This is a genomic window from Chryseobacterium defluvii (assembly GCF_014204415.1).
Taxonomy (GTDB): Bacteria; Bacteroidota; Bacteroidia; order Flavobacteriales; family Weeksellaceae; genus Chryseobacterium; species Chryseobacterium defluvii_A.
Map to the genome: position 1 here is coordinate 496,126 of NZ_JACHLE010000002.1, position 19,303 is coordinate 515,428.

A 19,303-nucleotide genomic window follows, 5' to 3' on the forward strand; every position below is an offset into this window, starting at 1 on the left:
ATATCCTTGTCACGATTTAAGCTGATATGCAACTGCGTAAAACTTGATCTGTTTGGTCATGGCCATTAAACCATTGGCTCTGGATGGGGAAAGAAACTCCTGCAGGCCGATTTCCGAGATAAAATTGAAATCGGAATCTAAAATTTCCTTTGTCGTGTGCCCGCTATAGATGCTTACCAGTAAAGAAACAATCCCTTTTGGCAGGATACCGTCTGAATCTGCATTGAAATGCAGTTTGCCGCCTTTGAATTCAGCATCTATCCACACCTTGCTCTGGCAGCCTTTGATGAGGTTGTCTTCCGTTTTCTTTTCTTCGGAAAGCCCTTTCAGCTCTTTTCCAAGATCAATGATGTACTCATACTTCTGCTCCCAGTCGTCAAGAAAAGCAAATTCATCGATTATTTCCTGCTGTTTTTCTTTAATGGTCATGTTAACAATTTCTTTAGGCAAAGATAGCCAATTTGTAAAGAATATTTTATTGGGATGCTCTGTGAAAAACCTCCAGTAATTTTGGTTCTTCATTTTCCCAGCAAAGAATACCGGAAGCTCTTTCCAGTTCTTCCTGATAGTTTTTTCTTCCCTTGTGCAAGACCGTTTGAATGACTTCAGCAATAACCTGAGGCTGATGGTTTTTTATAATTTCACCGACGTCAAATTGATTTTTAATATTCCGCATCTCGGGAAGATCCGCCATAATTAAAGGCACTCTGGCCTGAATATAATCCAGCACCTTATTGGGAAGCGAATACAGGTAGCTGTCTCCACCATTCTCTTCAATACTGAGGCCTGCATCTGCCATTACCGTTATTTTCCTTAAGTCTTCAGGTTTTAGCTTTCCCAAGAACTGTACTTTTTCCTGAAGGTTCTCCTGAATGACCAAATCTTCATATTCTTTTTTCCGGGGGCCGTCACCTGCAATTTTCAGTATGGTATTATCTAGATGATGCATGGCCAAAATAGCTTTATCAATACCCCGGAAAGGATTGATCGCTCCCTGGTATAAAATGATATAGGGATGATTATCCGGAATTTCTGATCTTACCTCTATTCTTCCGGGTGCATTTTGAATTACTACAGGGCTGACTTCATATTTTTTTTGAAACCATAAGGCATAGCTTCCGCTTGCCGTAATCATGAATTTTATATTAGGAATGATCTTTTTTTCAAGATATCTCCACAGTTTTTGTGACATTTTGCCCTGAATGGCAGGCATTTCGGAAAAAATTTCATGACTATCAAAAACCAGGGGAATATTTAATTTCTTAGCGATAAGGTAATTCGGTAAAAGAGCATCAATATCGTTGGCATGAAGAATAGTGTTTTGATCTGCTTTCTTTTTTAATTCATGGTATAATTTCCAGTTAAATTCAAAGTAAGCTGTTTTCAGACTTTCAGATTTTAAGGGTATTCTTAGAAACGGATAAGGCCGTTCCATTTCTTCCGATCCGCCCCAGTTATTCCCGATCAGCTCAATCTGATAACCATTTTTATATAAAGTTCTACAGACCTTTTCTATCCGCTGATCTGTATACAGGTTACTAAAAGCCGAACTAATAATTTTTTTCTTCATGGTCTTTTTTTCCTTTGATCAAATAATAGATCTGTACAAAGCAAAGCAATACATTAGGAATAATAACCGGCCAGAGCATCCCGCTGAAAGTGCCATAAATAACAAAACAAATGCATCCTATCAGATTAATGATCCTTATTTTTCTTAAATCTTTTAAGATAAAGCTCAAAACGATAAAAAAAGAGGCGGCATATCCTATATATGTGGCAATTTCAGGGCTCATGAATACTATTTAAAAGGAAACAAACTTAATCATTTTCAATAAGATAATAAAATTTTTTTCTGCCATAAAGTCATTAATTGGTTTTTGGTAAAATATTTGTAATTTAGATAATGAATAAATGATGATTCTATCTTTATTCTAATTAAGTATATTATGGATTATAAGTTTTCACAAGGTTTGAGCCAGGTGTTCAAACAAAGCAAAAATGAAGCGAAGAGGCTGAAAAGTGAATTTCTTAATACAGAACACCTTCTTTTAGGTATTATAAAAACGGAAAACTCTGCAAAAGAAATCCTTCAAAACCTTAATGCGGATTTAACACAAATCAGAAGAAAAATTGAAACTTTAAATACAGCAAGTCTTAATCCTATTTCTGAGGAGGTTACGAATATTTCTTTCACCAAGATGGCGGATCATGCCATTAAACGTGCAGAGCTGGAATGCAGGCAATATAAAAGTAATGAAATTAATACCGTTCATCTGCTTTTAGGCATTCTTTATAAATATGAAGATCCTACTTCAAGTATTTTGGGAGCTTATGACATTGACTATGAGGGAGTTTCAAAAGAGTATCAGACGATGCTTAAAAATTCCGGACAGGCACCGCAGATGAGTGCTTATGATGATGATGATGAAAGAGAGGAATTTGAACAGATGCGGAAACCGACAGGAAATTTAGGTTCTGCAAAAAGCAAAACGCCGACATTGGATAATTTCGGAAGAGACCTTACCTCTTTGGCCAGAGACGGGAAACTGGATCCGGTGATCGGTCGTGAGAAGGAAATTGAAAGGGTTTCCCAGATCTTATCCCGCAGAAAGAAAAACAACCCGCTCCTTATCGGAGAACCCGGCGTTGGTAAGTCTGCCATTGCCGAAGGTTTAGCTTTAAGGATCCAACAGAAAAAGGTATCAAGAGTTCTTTATGGAAAGCGCGTGATCACATTGGATCTGGCAAGTTTAGTGGCCGGGACCAAATACCGTGGCCAGTTTGAGGAAAGAATGAAAGCCATTATGACGGAACTGGAAAAAAACCGTGATGTGATCTTATTCATCGATGAGCTTCACACTATCGTTGGCGCAGGAAGTTCTACAGGAAGCCTGGATGCGTCCAACATGTTCAAACCGGCCTTAGCAAGGGGAGAAATTCAATGCATCGGAGCTACAACCCTGGATGAATACCGTCAGTATATCGAAAAAGACGGTGCTTTGGAAAGAAGATTCCAGAAAGTAATGGTGGAGCCTACTTCCATTGATGAAACTGTTCAGATCCTTAATCAGATCAAAGACAAGTATGAAGAGCATCATAATGTAATTTATACTCCGGAAGCTATTCTGGCATGTGTGAATCTGACCTCAAGATATATTACAGACCGTTTCTTACCGGATAAGGCTATTGATGCGATGGATGAGGCAGGCTCCCGTGTTTATATTAAAAACATGAAGGTTCCCACCGAGATCATTGACTTCGAAAAGAAAATTGAAGATATCAAAGAACTTAAGCAGAAAGCTGTAAAAGCTCAGGATTATCTTGAAGCGAGAAAGCTGAAAGATGAGGAAGAACGCCTTCAGATGGAATTAAATTCGGCTCAGGATCAGTGGGATAAAAATGTAAAAGAGAAAAAAGAAACCGTAACAGAGGAAAATGTAGCGGAAGTGGTTTCCATGATGAGCGGTGTTCCTGTAACCAAAGTGGGCAAGAATGAGCTTGATAAATTAGCCCAGATGGATGATAAGCTTAACGGAAAAGTGATCGGACAGGAAGATGCGGTTAAGAAAGTAGTTAAAGCCATTCAGAGAAACAGAGCCGGCCTTAAAGACCCTAATCGTCCGATCGGCACCTTTATCTTCTTAGGAACAACCGGAGTTGGTAAGACCGAGCTGGCAAAAGTAATGGCAAGAGAACTTTTCGATTCTGATGAAGCATTGATCAGGATTGATATGAGTGAATATATGGAGAAATTTGCCGTTTCAAGACTGGTAGGTGCGCCTCCGGGATATGTAGGCTATGAAGAAGGGGGTCAATTGACCGAAGCGGTAAGAAGAAAACCTTATGCTGTGGTTCTTCTGGATGAGATCGAAAAGGCTCACCCGGATGTATTCAATATCTTATTACAAATTCTGGATGAAGGCCACGTTACGGATAGCCTGGGAAGAAAGATCGATTTCAGGAATACGATTATTATCCTTACGTCAAACATCGGTACAAGAGATCTTAAAGATTTCGGGGATGGTGTAGGATTCGGAACTTCCGCCAAGAAATCAACTTCAGATACTAGGGCGAGAAGCACGATTGAAAATGCCCTTAAAAAAGCATTTGCTCCTGAATTCCTGAACAGGATTGATGATATTATTATCTTCAACTCTCTTGAACAGAACGACATCAAGAAAATTATTGATATTGAACTGAGTAAGCTTTACGGAAGACTGGAAAAATTAGGCTACAAAGTAGAATTAACTGCTGAAGCCAAAGATTTCATTTCTGAAAAAGGCTGGGATAAAGATTTCGGTGCAAGGCCACTGAAACGTGCCATCCAGAAGTACATTGAGGATTTACTGGCTGAAATGCTAGTGAACAAGCAATTGACTGAGGGAGAAACGGTAGTACTGGACCTTAATGAAGCCAAGGATGCCCTTATCGGGAAAGCCCAGAAAGCTAAGAAGACTGAAAAGTCTCAATAATAAATAGTTATTTTAATCATAAAAAAGCATCGGGAAATTCCCGATGCTTTTTGTTTTATTTTTTGGATGCCACAGCTAAAACCGGATTTTGAAGTTTTCTTTTTGTAAAGGGGCTAGGTTCCGATTTTTAGTTTTAGTTTTTCCCACAGATGGCACAGATTTGCACGGATGATTCTGCTAAAAAATCTGCTTTATATGCTAAATCTGAGAGATAATAAAATTTTTAGATGCTATTTATAGCCCTACCACAAAACCGACACTTGGGATCAGTCCGCTTGAAAACACACTTTCATTTTCTTTCCAGAGCACATTATACATCACTCCTATCTGCATATAAGAATTTCCACCTATCTTCTGCATATATCCCCCGCCAAGATACAATGCCGTTTCTTCTTTACTCACCGCATAATCATAGTATTTATCCTGATAATTGATAAAATAATGTTGAAGGCTGGCTCCTACATAAAAAGATCTGGCAATGTAATAGTTAGCAAATGGACCAACCCCGAACATGGTAGATTTATAAAAATCTGAAGTCTGCCACGAAACACTTCCCATCACCCCGGCTTCCAGATCATTGGTAAGCCTGTATCCTGCTCTTGGAGAGGCCTGAAGATAAAATGAGCTGTTACTGCCAAATCCCAGGCCTATACCGCCTCCGAAAGTCCACCTGTTGTTATTTTCTGCTGTCGTGCCTGCTGAAACCTGAGAGAATACTGATCCTGAAATCATCAGCATCATAGGAATAATTATTTTTTTCATACTATCGTTTTTATCAATGCTTAAAATTATAACTTTTTTTAAGAAGAGGTTTGTCGTAATTTTGCATCCGTTAAGATAAATATAAAAACTTTGTCAGAAATAGTATGAAAATAGTCGTAGGATTATCCGGTGGTGTAGATTCCAGTGTTGCAGCTTATTTACTGCAACAGCAGGGACATGAAGTTGTAGCCTTATTTATGAGGAACTGGAATGACGCTTCTGTGACATTAGAAGATGAATGCCCATGGATAGAGGATAGCAATGATGCATTGATGGTTGCCCAAAAATTAGGCATCCCGTTTCAGGTGATCGATATGAGTGATTTGTATAAGGAACGCATTGTAGATTATATGTTTGCGGAGTATGAAAAAGGCAGGACGCCCAACCCGGATGTTTTATGCAACCGGGAAGTAAAATTCGATGTGTTTATGAAAACGGCAATGTCGTTGGGTGCAGATAAGGTAGCAACAGGGCATTATGCGAGGGTAACCTCAACTTTCGATGAAAACGGAAAGGAGACCTTTCATCTTCTGGCAGGAAAAGATCATAATAAGGACCAGTCTTATTTTTTGTGCCAGCTGAATCAGGATCAGTTGTCAAAAGCGTTGTTCCCTATAGGTGAGCTTACAAAACCTGAAGTACGGGAAATTGCCAAGGAAATAGGTCTTGTAACGGCTGATAAAAAGGACTCCCAGGGGCTCTGCTTTATCGGAAAGGTAAGCCTTCCTCAGTTTTTACAGCAGCAGTTGGTTCCTAAAGAAGGAGAGATTGTAGAGATTTTCAGAGACTCTCCTCTGTTTTCACAGGAAAAACCTGAGTTTTCTTCAAAAGAAGAGGAACTGGCATTCTTATCACAAAAGATCCATTATAAAAAATCTGACGGGAAAGCGATCGGGAAACATCAGGGCGCCCAGTTCTTCACGATAGGACAAAGCAAGGGGCTTGGAATAGGCGGACATAAAGAAAGCTGTTTTATCATTTCCAGAGATATGGAAAATAATATTCTTTTTGTCGGAGAAGGGCATGGTTTCCCCGGTTTGTACAAAAAAGCATTAAAGATTGATAATCCGGAGCTGCATTGGGTCCGTGAAGATCTGCGGTTGAAAAACGGTGAATCTATGGAGGTGATGGCAAGGATACGATACCGGCAGCCATTACAGAAAGCTACATTGTATCAGTTTGAAAATGTTTTTTATATTGAGTTTGAGGAAGCACAGTCTGCCATTGCTGAAGGACAGTTTGCCTCCTGGTATGAGGGCGAAGAGCTTTTAGGAAGCGGTGTGATAGGGTAATTTACATCTCATAAGATATATACTGTATTTTATTTCCGATGTCTTTTATGATTACATCGCCTTTGAAATTGCGTCTGTTTCCCTTTTCTACATTGATAAAGAGAAATTCTTTAGTTTTTAAGCTGTAAATGAGCTCATACTTTGTTTTCAATAATTTGTCATAGGTATATATAGTATCTGTAAAGTCTAATTTTGCAGGAGTGGAAATATTTTTTGCCAGAAGAGAGATATAAGGCTGATCATATTTGTTCTTCATTCCTGCAAGTGCTTCAATGGTCATATTAATAGTCCCGAAATATGAGGTTCTATATTTTTCAAGTTCGGAAATAATCCGCTTCTTATGGATTGAGTCTGCAACCAGTTCAACATCTGTTTTCACCTCTATTTTATTTCCTTTATTATCAAATAATTGAGTGATGAAATTTAGCGGATCGCTGCCCTGCTCAATATGGATGTTCTCAACTTCAAATGTATTTTCAAGAGCATATTTACCATACCGGGAATACACGATCTGATCCCTGAAAAAATTAAATACAATAAATAACAAGATAAGCTGAAACATTCCCCCCACTGTTATCCATATAACGGCTATGATATCCATAAATACAGACTGCGGAAAATCAGAATTAATTCTCGATAATACAATCATTTCCAGAAAAAATATTGTCAGATATATAAGAATGAAAAATATAACTTCCATACTCAATCCGCTTCCCTGCTGATGTAAGGGAATCCCTTTGTAAAGAATATTTTTCTCCTCTTCAGTAAATTTTCTAACCATATCACTATACGTATTTTTTGTATGTGAAAATATAACAGCACGCCACCATAAACTCTACGAATAGTATCATCATTAGAAAGCCAACCGGTTTCCCTAACACGATTCCTTTGATCAACTTAATGATGCCAAAAGAAAGATAAAAATCATAAAGAAAAATGTGGTTTTTGAAGCCTGTTCTTTAAAGAATTTCAGAATAAAAACCGAAATATAAAATCCTGAAAGAAGGAGGAGGTAAAATTTTAAAAATACCGGGCCTTTTAAAGTGATCGGATCATACGTCTGATATTTGGTAACAAGCCAAAGCACACTTATTATAACCGGCACAGCGTGAAGTATTATCTTTTTCATGATATTTATATTATCCTCCGCATCCACCACCACAGCCCCCGCAACCGCCACAACCTCCGCCGCAGCCCCCGCCGCTACAACTGCCTCCGCTGCCACCTCCGGCTCCTCCGCAACCGCCTCCTGAGCCGTCCTCATTATTCCTGTCTTTTTTATGGTAAGAAGATACCCCGCTATCTTCTGACAATGCCCCAATTAGCCCGAAAAAGAAGACCCCTCCGCTTATGACAGCTACAGCACACATCATATTACTGAACCCTTCTCTGTCTGAACAGGAATTGGCTATGAATAATATAAATATCATGAAAAAGATGCCTAAGATTCTCCGCCGGTTATTTCTTCGTACCGATTTTTCATTCCGTTGATTCCATATCTCTTCAGGAGCTTCCTGCTGAAAGATTTCCCTGTAGTTTTTTAAAGTATCTGCGAACCAGTCTTCATGTTTTAGTTTTTCTTTTGGCCCTCCGCTGGAAGGATGGTGATGAAGCTTTCTTTTTAAGATATCCGGGCAGAATTCTTCCCAGTAATTTTGAGTATAAATGAGGTGCATGTGCCAAACTTTATCTACGGTTTCGCTCGGAGAAGCTCCGTTTGGCAAAATACAGCAGAGATAAACGAATTTTTTATATTCTTCTATTGCTTTTTTAGTAAAGTCCAATGTCCAGTTTTCTTCCTTGGCCAGTTTTCTTGAAAAAGGAAATGCTGCATCGGGTTTGTCTATGGAAAAATTGACTATTCTCTGCCATAGACCGTCGTCATTTATTAGTTTAATTGTTTTCATTTTCAAATTGTTTTTTTTGGTTATTTCGGATTTTATAGAATTACTGTACCTTTTTAAGTATAAGATAATTGCTGTTTTTTTCTATGAGCAGTGGGATTGCGACAACAATCAGCGGAATGGCTAAAAGCAGAAAGAATTTTGAGCCGAAAAGGCTGTATAATGCCCCTACTGCGAATATTAAAATACTGAATACAGAGAGCAGATTCATGGTGCCGGCATTTTGTATAACTTCAAATTTCAATACCTCTCCTTCCCGTACGTTTATTTTCTGGGATTTGCTTCCTGCCGTATCCATTGATACTTTTACCTTGATCTCATGGAGGCCTTCCCTGATCTCAAATGCCCTTGTATCCCTATTGAAAAGCTCAGTTTTTTTTACCCCGTTTATTTTTATAATGTAAGCTTTGGTGTTATTGCGTGGATGACCTACCGGCCTGTGAAATTGAATGGTTGCCATAGTTTAAGTTTTTAATTGTTATGGTATTGAAGTTTAATAGTGTTCTTTGTTTGCAATTCTCTTTTGCAGTTCCTGAAATTTCCGGATCCTGAAAGGCTCATTACCACCTGTTATTTCCCTTTCAATACGGTCAAAAAGATTTCTTCCGAAATGAGGTTCAAAAAATACATAAAGGCTGTGGAAATCACCTGTCTTCACAAATACTCCCACCCGATAATCCAGTTCATCTCCCTCCATAAACTGAGCCTGGTGCACCCAGATCGAGGTAATCTCCTGAAACGGGATCTCTGTAGTTTTACTCTTTCCTTTATTGACGATCTTCTTCTTTTCAAAATCAAAAGTGATGGTTTCATGAAGTTTATAGTCTCCGAACAGGAATCCCAATCCTAAAAATCCCGGGTCTTTCAGGTACTTCTGGATCTCAATTTTCTTATTCTCCGTGTTTATTATTTGTCTGTACATGATTTTGTTTTTATAGTATTTGAATTTGTATGTCCTGGAAAAATATTTAACCCTGGCTCATATCATCAAAGTTTCTTTTTTCCGGCTTTTTGGCTATTGATTTTTTCGCATCCACCTGTTCAAGAAGCTTTAGCCCGAGCAGCCCGCTGATGCCTCCGTTTGCAGTATCTCCACCGCCTCCGATGAGAACATCCGGCATTATTTTGACATTCTGGCTGGCTATGGATTCCATTATTTTAAGTTGGGTAAAGTTATCATCTCCCATAGCATCCACCGATAGTTTGTAGGCTTCAGCATTGGACTTTCCTATGGCCAGTATTTTTTCGGCTTCTGCTTTACCGATCAGGGAGATCTGCTCAGAATTCGCTTTGGCAAGCAATCTTGTTTTTTCGGCCTCTCCATTCGCTTTTTTTACTGCCGCAGCCGCCACCCTTTCTGCAATGAGTACGCCCTGGTCTGCTGTTACGATCTCTTTCTGGATGTCTGCCACTGCGGTTTCTTTTTCAAGACTCTGTCGGGTTTCCTGAGCCAGTTTCTGCACTTCAAAGGTGGTTTTCTGCTCTTCTGCTATCTTTCTGTCAGTCAAGGTTTTCATCAGAGTTTCCGGCGGGACAATATCTCCGATCAGGGTATCGACAGCGGAAACGTTATATTGCTCCAGAACATTGCTGATGTGCTCCCTCGCAGACTGCTGGCGTTCTTTACGGGTTCCGAGGAAGGCAATGACATCACTGTCCTGTGCGGAATTCCTGAAATAGTTTCCGATGGTGGGTTCCAGCACCTGCCCTACAAGGTTGATCATGTTCCCGAAACGGGCGATCACTTTCGGGGCTTCATTGGAGGGAATATGGATGATCTGGGAGACATCCAGGTTGAACGGGAACCCGTCCTTACTTCTTACGGTAATGGTTGAAAGGTTTTTATCTAACTGGTGGGATTCGCTTCTTGCCGACGCCCAGTTCAGAACCAGGTTGGTGGTAGGTACCAGCTCTGTTTTCATAATGTAAGGATTGATGGGGTATTTTCCCGGGCCAAGTGCTTCTGCCCAAACGCCTTTATAGCCTTTTTCTACAATATTTCCATGTTTAAATTCTGCCCCGCTCAGGTCTTTTCCTTCTTCTCCCACATAGCTGATCACCACTCCTACGGAACCTATCGGAATCTCGGTCATTTTCACCATTTCAAGCAGTACAAACCACGGATTCAAGAAATAAGACCCGGCAAGGATTACCTGTTCCTGCAATCCTTTATATCCGCCTTTATTGAGAAATGCATCTACATCCTGAAATTTATTATGTTCTTCGATGATCTTTCCTGCGATCTGCCCTTCATCAAGGGGCTGCCCTTCCAGAGTAGTGATGATCCCTACCGCATTATCGGGAATTTGCATCATGTCTGTCAATGAGACATCAAAAAGCAATGTGTTGATCCTGTAGGATCCCGGGGCAATCACTGCGGTCTGCCTGCCTTTTCTGCCTCCGTTCTTCAAAAAAGCTTCTGCGTCCTGAAAGGAGTCGCATTCTACTTTTCTTCCTAAGATCCTTCCTGTTTCCAGCTCCTTCCCGTCCTTTGCCAGGATAAGCCCTATCTTCCCGGTCGGGATAATGGTGAAGGGTTGAAAGTGGATGGAATACTGCCATATCCATTTCCAGAAATAGATTCCCGGAGCAAGGGTCTGGGCCTGAAAACCGGCCTCGCCGCTGGTAGCAATAATCCTTCCTTCGGGCAATTCCTGTTTCCCCAGTAATACAAATTTTTTGGTAACCAGCCCTATTTTATCTTCCGGGATGATTACCAGACCAAAAAAGACCCTTAAAATGAATTTGTAAAAAATAAGACAAAAAAGGATGGAGATTCCTGGGATTAACCATACTGACTGTAAAATGTTTTCCATGATGTTTATGTTTTTGTTTGTATTCAAATGTCTTTTGATTTTAAAATATAAAAGTCTTGTAAAAATCTTTTTTGGTTTTAAAAAAATCTTAAATTGGTCTTATGAAAAAAGAAGATATTCTGCACCTGGAAAAGCTCATGAATTTCCTGAGCCTCCATTTTCTGAAAAAAAATCATTGGGAAGACGTAACCAAGACCGAATGGTCTTATATTGTCGCAGAAATTAATGACCTCATCCTTAGTGATAAGGAGGAAAAGAACATTAAAAAAGAAGCAGATCTTCTGGGTTCAAATTACCTCTATGAGCATTTGATTATCAACAAATTAAAGAAATATCAATATAACGAAAGTGCAACCCTGAGCAAACCAAATCTTGCAAAATTAAGCCTTATTGTAAAGGTGCTTGGGTATTCCAATTATATCGATTTTATTAACTCTCATACCGGGGTTTTCAATTTTAATGACCTAAGAATTGACATGAATGTAAAGCAAAATACCGCACTTTTAGACCATTTGACGGGGTGCTGGTATTCTTATAACAGAAATCTGCCGGATAATCCTTTAGAGGCGAAGGATAACCGCGTCTGGCGTTCTGCCATGGAAATTTATAAGTCTGAAACTTCGGGGGAATATTATATTGAAAGGAGCGGCGGAGACCAGCACAAGTATTTCGGAAAGGTAACGGCGTATTCAGACTATGTTTTTATTATAATGAACAGCAATACCTTCATCCGACAGAGGCATTTTATTTCAAGGATAAAAGATATCAAGGAAAAACTTAAAAATCCAGAGTATAAGCTCCATGAGTTACATTTTATAAGTACGTGTATCAGTTTCAATCAGGAGCCTATTGCCCTGTTTGAGATATTTCAGAAGGCGGACAGGAGAAATTTTATTCCGGATTCCATCAGCTTTCCGATTGACAGTGATGAGGTCCCGCCGTCTATTGTAAAACAGCTTGAAGATACGGAAGCCAACAGGATCGATTATAAATAGGTGCAATCCAGTCTAATTTCTATCAGCAAACACAATAATGGCTATTTAATCAACTGATTAACCAATCTTTAAAATCTTTAACGCGGTCTCTGCTCACGGTAATCTCTTCCTGAGGCTGAAATTCAAGATCGACCTTGTAGTAAGGTGAAGTGTGGATATTTTTGATATGATCTGCATGGATAATAAACTGCCGGTTTACCCGGAAGAACTTCTTCTCATCCAGCACTTCTTCCAGTTCGTCCAAAGTAAAGTCCGAAGGATAAGTCCTCTCACTGGTCTGCAGATATACAATTTTATTTTCACTGAAGAAGCAGCTTACTTCATGGGTCTGAACGATTTTTAAGTTATATCCTATTTTCACCAAAACCCTGGAAAGTGTAGTCTTCTCCTTTTTAATTAATTCTTTGATTTCCTGTGAACTAACAGAATTTCCGGAAGGGATAAATGATTTGAATTTTTCAATCGCTCCCGCCAGGTCTTCTTCCAGAATAGGTTTCAATAAGTAGTCGATACTATTCAATTTGAATGCTTTCAAAGTATACTGATCAAAAGCAGTAGTATAAATAATAAAGCCTTTGGTAGGAATTTTTTCAAAAATATCGAATGAAAGCCCGTCACCCAGAACAATATCCGAAAAGATGAGCTGAGGATGCTCATTCTCTGAAAACCATTTCACTCCGTCTTCCACAGATTCTATATTGGCAACAATCTGTATTTCAGGAAATAAACTCAACATTCTTTCCAGTTTTCTTGAAGCGGGTTTTTCATCTTCAATAATGACGGTTTTGATCATGATTTTTCGTTTTTTTGAATATTCCGGGCTAAAATTAGTCAAAAACAGCCGGTTTCTGTTAAAAATTGACCGGTTTTTTACCTTCTTCTTTCTCCATGAGTTCCCTGATCTTTCTTTCTTCCCATTCTTTTCCGATTCCGAAGACATTCAATGCATGCACCGCAAGTCCTATTCCCCAACCTAACATAGGCCAGTAAAACCATAAATGATCAGCAGATGTTATAAGGTTAAGCACCAATAGAAAAGGGATGACCAGACAGTAAGATGTAAGGTTTCCATAAAATCCTTTTAATTCTTTAACTCTTTTTGATGCTTTTCTGTAGGCCGTTGTCTCTTTGTTATACGTTTCCATAATGATTTGCTTTAAAATTGAATTTTGCTTGTTTTCTTAGGTCAAATTTATGCTGAAAAACATCTTCAGATCAACTTTATCTTACTGAGCGGTAAAATATGATTCCTAAATGGTAAAAATCTGCGCTTATCTGAATTTAGATTTTTTATCGCATTACTTTTAGTAATAAACTTATTAAAAATGCTTCCTTGAAGATGTAAAAGTTTAAGACACTTTAGTTTTTTAAGTTTATAATAAGTGGGTATAGTAGAATACTTTAGATTTCTAGTTTATGTGAATTTTAAAATCGTCAGTTCTCTTGTGTATAAGTAGCGAAAGTGCCAATAAACTTTTGTGCATTTTGTAGTGAAAAGGTAATATTGCATTTTGGCCATTTCAGGCAGTGCTTTATTTAATTGTTGAGATTCTTTCAGAATGACAAAGATTACTGTATCATCAGGCATTTCCGCTTTTTTGCCTTTTTGCTAATAAATAAACGGGACCAGTTTCTTTGTGGTCTTCCTGTATTGGATATACTCATCCCCGAATTGTTCCACAAGAGCTTGTTCCTCGATTCTGATCCTATAGCTGAATGCCAGGAAAGGAGGAATAAAAGCTATAATAAGAGAAATCCAGTTATTCAGAAACAATCCAAGGCCAAGAAACGTTAATAAAGAAAATGCATAAGAAGGGTGTCTTATATATTTATAAAATCCTTCTTTTTTAATTTTATGGTCTGTTTTTATAGAAACATCTACCGTAAAGTATTTTCCCAGGGACCATATGATGATCAGCCTGAAGATAATACCGAGGAGAATCAGTGACTCGCCAATAATCAGGATCATGGGATTATCCGTGACCGGAAGTTTAATAGTATAAGATATTGTAACTGCTGCAGCCACAGATATCATAATAACCATCCATAATATACCTAGCGTAGATCTGTCTTTCTTCTGATCTTTGTCTTCTGATTTCAGTTTTTGCCTGTAAATGATCTCTGTGAGAAACCATACTGCCATAGAAATGTAAAAGATTGTCCCCATACTACTTGTCCTTATCCATCAGTTCTTTTATTTTCCTTTTCTCCCATTTGCTTCCCAATAAAAATCCGGGTAAAAAAACAGTCATCGCATACCCTACAAGACCAATTCCCCAGAAAAAAGGAACCAGAAAATATTTAAAATGCCAGATGCTTTCGCCGGGTTGCAGGCTCCTGTAGTTCATGTATAAAATAAATGCATTGACGGCAAAATAAATGAATACAGACATATAAAAGTTCTTTAATTTCTTCACTTTTTTCTCTGCTTCTAAGTAGCGGATATCATTATCATCCATATTTTCCATTGTAGTCGTTTTTATCGTTTGTTTTCTTTTTCCAGAATTTCCCTGATCTTCTTATCTTCCCAATTCTTTCCTATGGCAAAAACACTCATTCCGTGAGCAGCAAGGCCTATTCCCCACCCCAGCATCGGAAAATAAAACCAAAGGTTTTTAGGTGAAGTAAGCAGGTTAATAATCACTAAGAACGGGATGACGATACAGTAAGAGATGAGATTGCTGTAAAAGCTTTTAATCTCTTTAACCCGTTTTTGCGCTTTTTTATATGAAGCATCTGAGGTATCGGTTTTTGTATTGATAACGTTGGGCTTTTCTAAAAGGATTGGAAGCTTTACTTTAAAATAGTCTTCAGATTTTTCTATAAAAACATTTCGCCTGGTAAGCAACGAATAGCGCTGGACAATATTGGCCAAACCTATTCCTGCACTTTCTTTCATCTGTTCTCTTACCTGAAGGTTATTTTCGATACACAGGGTATCATTTTCAGAGAAAACCTTAATAACTAATGGTTTTGAGGAGGTGGCAAAATTATGCTTGATACAGTTTTCCAAGAGCAATTGTAATGAAAGTGGGACCACATATCTCCTGAAGTCTTCTTTTTTCACATCAAAAATAAAGTCTACGCTGTCTTCGAATCTTGTTTTTAATAGTTCACAGTATGTTTTGGCAAACTCAAGCTCGTCTTCTACGGTTACCAGTTCTTTATCTTTCTGCTCCAATACATACCTGTAAATCTTTGACATTGAGGCTGTAAACTTCTGTGCCTGCCTTGGGTTTTCATCGATCAATGAGCTGAGGACATTCAGTGAATTGAACAGGAAATGTGGATCCAGCTGGTTTTTAAGGGTCTCAAACTGTGCATTGGCTGATTTTGCAATCAGCTTCTGTTCCACCACTTCTTTTTTGGAAGTCTTCTTGAGTTCTTCCATAAAGCTCTTTGCATGAAGAAAGGCAGATATCAGCAAAGCGATATTGATCATGAACCAATTGATAAAATTGTATTTTCCGGAAAAAAACTCTGCCGTGGTTGCATTCCCCTGAAATACCACGAAATTCATATAGTTACAGAAATACACCAGAATAAAATTGATGATCAGGATGGAAACAATGCTTAGAATGGCCCTTTTCGTAGTGGCTTCGGACCAAGGGAATTTTTTATTCAGAACTTCGTTAATAAGTCCGTTTCCCGCCCCTAAGAGGAACGAATACATGGAAGAAATAAGCAGGGTGATCATGAAATTCCGCATGCTCTTCTCATCTGTAAAGAATAAGAAGAAAAACAAGGAGGTTCCTAGTGATATCCAAAGTAATATAAAAAAGCTTTTGCGTTTCATAGGCTGGTTTCCTAGTTCAAAATTAACCGATATTAAAGGTATTAAAAATTATTTCTTACCGAATGGTACGTTTCCGGTGCTGAGCTGTATGAAAAAACCTTCCGTTATTGGGAAGGTTTTTGTTTTTTCGTTTTTTGATAAAATTTTATTCTATCCTTTACTAAGTCGACCCTTTGGGGCTCATTATCTTTTATTTTAAGGGCTGGCTGATGAAATATTCAGCTTCTTCTTTTCCCCAAACCGGGTCTACTGATGTTTTCGGCTTGAAGGAATTAAACTTCTCCAAAGCCAGCTTAAACAGCTCCAACCCTTTTGTTTTGCTTCCGCCATACTGTTCCGGGGTGAAGTACATATCTTCCGCTTTGATCAGGGCCACCCTAGGGTTATCCGGATTTAATTTTTCTGCCACAGCAAGCTCTTCTGCCGCTTTTGCTCCGTCTGTCATATATCTCTGCATAGGGTTTACCATCATTTTTAAAGAATAGGCCATTTTTTTGAGTAAGTGGATCTCAGAGTTATTTTCAATCGTCTCCGCAGAAGCCAGATACTTCATAGCCTGGTCTGCAGGGATGTCCAGGTCTGCCGTTTTTCCGTCTCTCATCTGTATCCTTCCTTTCTGAATGAATGAGAATGCCACATAATAAAGAGGCTGCCATTTATCTTTTTCTTTTTCGGCAATTCTCTGGAAATCGTTGGCCAGAGCCTGAAAGTCTTCCGGAGATTTGCAGGCCTCCAGTTTGGTGATTTTTTCTGTCATTGCTTTTTCATAGCCCGTCTGGGCAAAAGCCGTTACACTCAATACTACTAAAGCAAAGCTTAATAAATATTTCTTCATTATTTCTAATTTTTTTGGTTTATAATTTATTTAAAATTGATTTTAATCAGAGGTGAAATTATTAAAAATTATTGATTACACATTATAAATTATTATTGATCGCATCCTGGGTTTTATCTACCCCAAAACTGATAAATGCTCCTATAAAAACGAAGGTATTCACAGGCGGAACAACCGCAGAGCTTCTCGAACCGTTTGTTGAAAAATTGTATCCATAGATATTTTTTGTCCCTAAAACGTTTGAAACGCTTAATACAAGTACCGTAAATGCCTTAGCATCTTTTTTTCCCAGATTCGGAAGGTAATTAAAGCTTAAATTCAATGCGTTGTAGTCTTTTAATTTTCCTTCTGTTCTGATAAAATTGATCGTTTTTCCGCTTTCATCCTTTGTAGCAATATCATAATACGGCCGTCCTTTGGCATATGTATAGGAAAGGTTGATCCCTGATTTCCATTCCGGGAAAAATCTTTTGGCAACTACTGAAAGGGTATGCTCCGAGGCAAAATTAGGTTTCAGGCTGTACGGATAGTTCATGAAATCTCTTTTTGAATCCAGGAATGAATAGCTGATCCAATAGTCAATGTTTTCAAAGGTTTTTTTGTCTCTCCAGAACAGCTCGACTCCTTTTGCAAATCCATATCCGTTGTTATTATCTGCTGTCTGAACATACTCGTTAAGATTTCTGATCTTCAACAACTGATCATATTTTTTGTAAAATGCTTCAAGCCTTAAACTTCTTCCTTCAGAAGCTCTCTGCAACTGGAAAATATAATGCTGGGATTTCTGGAAATCCAGATCTGCAGGTTCATTGATGTATTTACTTTCAGGATTCTGGTAAAAAAGTCCGTAGGCAAAAGATGTTGTCCAGTCTTTAGACAGACGGTAAGCCAAAGCAAAACGCGGTGCAATATTAGTCTTTCCAAGGAAAGAGGAGTTCTCTGCTCTTACTCCTATTTTTGCGGACAGCTGATTGCTGAAGCCCAGATCTGTTTCTACAAAAACAGATGAGATCAGGTCTTTATAATGTTTATTTGCTTCTTCAAAATCCAGTTTCTCGCTTGTATTATTCAGTTCAATCCCTCCTCTTACAGCACTGATCTTATTGATTTTTCTTTCTAAAACGGCTTTGAAATTGATATAATTTCCGTTGTTCAGCAGCTGTGTTTTCCCTGATTCCACCTCACCTGTTTCTGTTGAGAAATTAAGATCTGACCTGTTGTATGAGTAAGACGTGCCCGCATTTAAAAGATAGCTTCCGAATTTTTGCTTAAAGGATAGGTTGTGATAGGTATTTTTCCCTTTCAGCCTTACCAGCGCATAGTCATATTCCGGTTCCAGGCTTTCGGACCTTACTCCCATTCTGTTGCTGTCATACATTCCGTAATATTTGAAAAAACCACCTGACTTTGTTTTGACCCTGAAATTAAAATCCCCGTTAAGACCTTTAGGAGCCTCAATAAAGTCCGTATTAAAGTTAAAAACTTCCTGCATCACACTTAGAAGGGAATATCCTAGTGTCCCTCCATAAGAATATGTTTTTTCTTTGCCCAGCTTCTGAAAGCCAGCACTTAAAAATATCGGTGAAATCCCAAAGTCATAAGAACTTTGATCCGGAAGATCCACACTTTCAAGCATTAAAGCACCGGAAAGAGCCTGGCCATACAACGCCGAATATCCACCGCTGGAAAAGATATTCCCTTTAAAAAGAGCGGTATTGAACCGGTCTCTTCCTGCAATTCCCGGAACCGAATTGGAAAAATAATTGTTGATGAGACTTCCGTCCATAAAGATCTTGGACTCTGTGCCTGTTCCACCCCTGATGAAAAGGCCTTCCGTTTCGCCCACTTTCTGAACCCCCGGAAGATAGTTTAATGCAGAAGAGATCTGCCCGTCTGCTCCCGCAGTGGTATAAATGTCGATAGGGGTTAACAAAGCCGTAGCTCTTTTCTTATCGCTTGCTTCTATAGAACCGGCGGAAACCACTACTGCATCAATTTCACTGATCTGCTCTTTTAATTCTGTATTTACAGAGATTTCTTGGTTTTCAATGGTAACAGGCTTTTCAACATCATTATATTTCGGGTGGGTAAAGGTCAATATATGATTGCCTTTTTCAGAAGTTTCAAAAGTGAAATTTCCGTTCGCATCCGTTGTTGCTCCGTCATAAGTATCTTTCAATGTTACATTTACCTCACTTATTCCTTTATTCCTAAAGGTCACTTTCCCTGAAATTTTCACCTGGGAAAAGTTGAAAATAAAGGATAGGAAAGTGATCAGAAGTAATAGTTTTTGTCCTTGTGTTCTCATTGCTATTAATTTGCCCCAAAAATAAGGTGAATATTTACATTCTTTTAATTTTTCTGGCTGAGTTGTAAAATTTGTCAGCTGAGCGGTAAAATCTTATCGGGTAGTTGAAAGAAGAGCCTTGTC

Annotated in this window: 20 protein-coding genes; 3 read left to right on the forward strand and 17 right to left on the reverse strand. The window is 38.6% G+C overall.

Translation table 11 applies throughout. From position 1 onward, the window contains the following. Positions 1-9 precede the first annotated feature (9 nt). From HNP38_RS10720 to HNP38_RS10730, 3 genes are read right to left on the reverse strand one after another with little or no spacing between them, the layout of a single operon-like run. A complete protein-coding gene (locus HNP38_RS10720; protein ID WP_184189178.1) occupies positions 10-429 on the reverse strand; it encodes a SufE family protein in 420 nt (139 codons plus the stop codon). A 46-nt stretch (positions 430-475) separates the two neighbouring features. Further along, complete coding sequence (locus tag HNP38_RS10725; protein ID WP_184189181.1) at positions 476-1,570, reverse strand: glycosyltransferase; 1,095 nt, start codon at positions 1,568-1,570, stop codon at positions 476-478. Further along, positions 1,551-1,793 (reverse strand): uroporphyrinogen decarboxylase, encoded by a 243-nt coding sequence (locus tag HNP38_RS10730; protein WP_184189184.1) that lies wholly within the window; start codon positions 1,791-1,793, stop codon positions 1,551-1,553. The genes HNP38_RS10725 and HNP38_RS10730 overlap by 20 nt, the downstream gene beginning before the upstream one ends. A gap of 153 nt (positions 1,794-1,946) precedes the next feature. Between HNP38_RS10730 and HNP38_RS10735 the strand changes: the two genes are divergently transcribed. Continuing rightward, entirely contained in the window at positions 1,947-4,472 is a 2,526-nt protein-coding gene (locus HNP38_RS10735; protein WP_184189187.1) for an ATP-dependent Clp protease ATP-binding subunit, read from the forward strand. Between the two features lie 234 nt (positions 4,473-4,706). Here HNP38_RS10735 and HNP38_RS10740 read toward each other — a convergent pair whose 3' ends face one another. Continuing rightward, entirely contained in the window at positions 4,707-5,234 is a 528-nt protein-coding gene (locus HNP38_RS10740; RefSeq protein WP_184189191.1) for a hypothetical protein, read from the reverse strand. Positions 5,235-5,338: 104 nt separating this feature from the next. Here HNP38_RS10740 and mnmA point away from each other — a divergent pair, with 104 nt between their 5' ends. Continuing rightward, positions 5,339-6,526 carry a tRNA 2-thiouridine(34) synthase MnmA gene (gene mnmA / locus HNP38_RS10745; RefSeq protein ID WP_184189194.1) on the forward strand — a complete coding sequence of 396 codons (1,188 nt, stop codon included), beginning with the start codon at positions 5,339-5,341 and terminating at the stop codon, positions 6,524-6,526. 1 nt (position 6,527) lies between these two features. Here mnmA and HNP38_RS10750 read toward each other — a convergent pair whose 3' ends face one another. The 6 genes from HNP38_RS10750 to HNP38_RS10775 form a co-directional block, all read right to left on the reverse strand. Then, a complete protein-coding gene (locus HNP38_RS10750) occupies positions 6,528-7,307 on the reverse strand; it encodes a hypothetical protein (RefSeq protein ID WP_184189197.1) in 780 nt (259 codons plus the stop codon). Between the two features lie 111 nt (positions 7,308-7,418). Next, positions 7,419-7,655 carry a hypothetical protein gene (locus HNP38_RS10755; RefSeq protein ID WP_228461037.1) on the reverse strand — a complete coding sequence of 79 codons (237 nt, stop codon included), beginning with the start codon at positions 7,653-7,655 and terminating at the stop codon, positions 7,419-7,421. Between the two features lie 10 nt (positions 7,656-7,665). Beyond that, entirely contained in the window at positions 7,666-8,433 is a 768-nt protein-coding gene (locus HNP38_RS10760; RefSeq protein ID WP_184189200.1) for a glycine-rich domain-containing protein, read from the reverse strand. A gap of 40 nt (positions 8,434-8,473) precedes the next feature. Continuing rightward, positions 8,474-8,890, reverse strand: coding sequence for a hypothetical protein (locus HNP38_RS10765; RefSeq protein ID WP_184189203.1), 417 nt, complete (start codon positions 8,888-8,890; stop codon positions 8,474-8,476). A 33-nt stretch (positions 8,891-8,923) separates the two neighbouring features. After that, complete coding sequence (locus tag HNP38_RS10770) at positions 8,924-9,352, reverse strand: hypothetical protein (RefSeq protein WP_184189206.1); 429 nt, start codon at positions 9,350-9,352, stop codon at positions 8,924-8,926. 46 nt (positions 9,353-9,398) lie between these two features. Then, positions 9,399-11,246 (reverse strand): SPFH domain-containing protein, encoded by a 1,848-nt coding sequence (locus HNP38_RS10775; protein WP_184189209.1) that lies wholly within the window; start codon positions 11,244-11,246, stop codon positions 9,399-9,401. Positions 11,247-11,347: 101 nt separating this feature from the next. On the opposite strand from HNP38_RS10775, the gene HNP38_RS10780 reads away from it, so the two are divergent. Beyond that, positions 11,348-12,241, forward strand: a complete 894-nt coding sequence (locus tag HNP38_RS10780) for a hypothetical protein (protein ID WP_184189212.1) — start codon at positions 11,348-11,350, stop codon at positions 12,239-12,241. 49 nt (positions 12,242-12,290) lie between these two features. Here the strand turns inward: HNP38_RS10780 and HNP38_RS10785 are convergent, their stop codons facing one another. The 7 genes from HNP38_RS10785 to HNP38_RS10815 all read right to left on the reverse strand — a co-directional run bounded on the left by HNP38_RS10785 (position 12,291) and on the right by HNP38_RS10815 (position 19,180). Further along, positions 12,291-13,034, reverse strand: coding sequence for a LytR/AlgR family response regulator transcription factor (locus HNP38_RS10785; RefSeq protein ID WP_184189215.1), 744 nt, complete (start codon positions 13,032-13,034; stop codon positions 12,291-12,293). A gap of 58 nt (positions 13,035-13,092) precedes the next feature. Next, on the reverse strand, positions 13,093-13,386 hold the full coding sequence (locus HNP38_RS10790; RefSeq protein WP_184189218.1) for a 2TM domain-containing protein: 294 nt from the start codon (positions 13,384-13,386) through the stop codon (positions 13,093-13,095). Between the two features lie 464 nt (positions 13,387-13,850). Further along, the gene (locus HNP38_RS10795) at positions 13,851-14,408 is read right to left on the reverse strand and encodes a methyltransferase family protein (RefSeq protein WP_228461038.1); all 558 of its coding nucleotides are present in this window, start codon (positions 14,406-14,408) and stop codon (positions 13,851-13,853) included. Between the two features lies 1 nt (position 14,409). Continuing rightward, on the reverse strand, positions 14,410-14,709 hold the full coding sequence (locus HNP38_RS10800) for a 2TM domain-containing protein (protein WP_184189221.1): 300 nt from the start codon (positions 14,707-14,709) through the stop codon (positions 14,410-14,412). Positions 14,710-14,720: 11 nt separating this feature from the next. Beyond that, entirely contained in the window at positions 14,721-16,037 is a 1,317-nt protein-coding gene (locus HNP38_RS10805; protein ID WP_184189224.1) for a 2TM domain-containing protein, read from the reverse strand. Between the two features lie 190 nt (positions 16,038-16,227). After that, positions 16,228-16,872: a hypothetical protein gene (locus tag HNP38_RS10810; protein WP_184189228.1), complete on the reverse strand. Its 645-nt coding sequence runs from the start codon at positions 16,870-16,872 to the stop codon at positions 16,228-16,230. 82 nt (positions 16,873-16,954) lie between these two features. Further along, the gene (locus tag HNP38_RS10815) at positions 16,955-19,180 is read right to left on the reverse strand and encodes a TonB-dependent receptor (protein WP_184189231.1); all 2,226 of its coding nucleotides are present in this window, start codon (positions 19,178-19,180) and stop codon (positions 16,955-16,957) included. Positions 19,181-19,303: the final 123 nt, after the last annotated feature.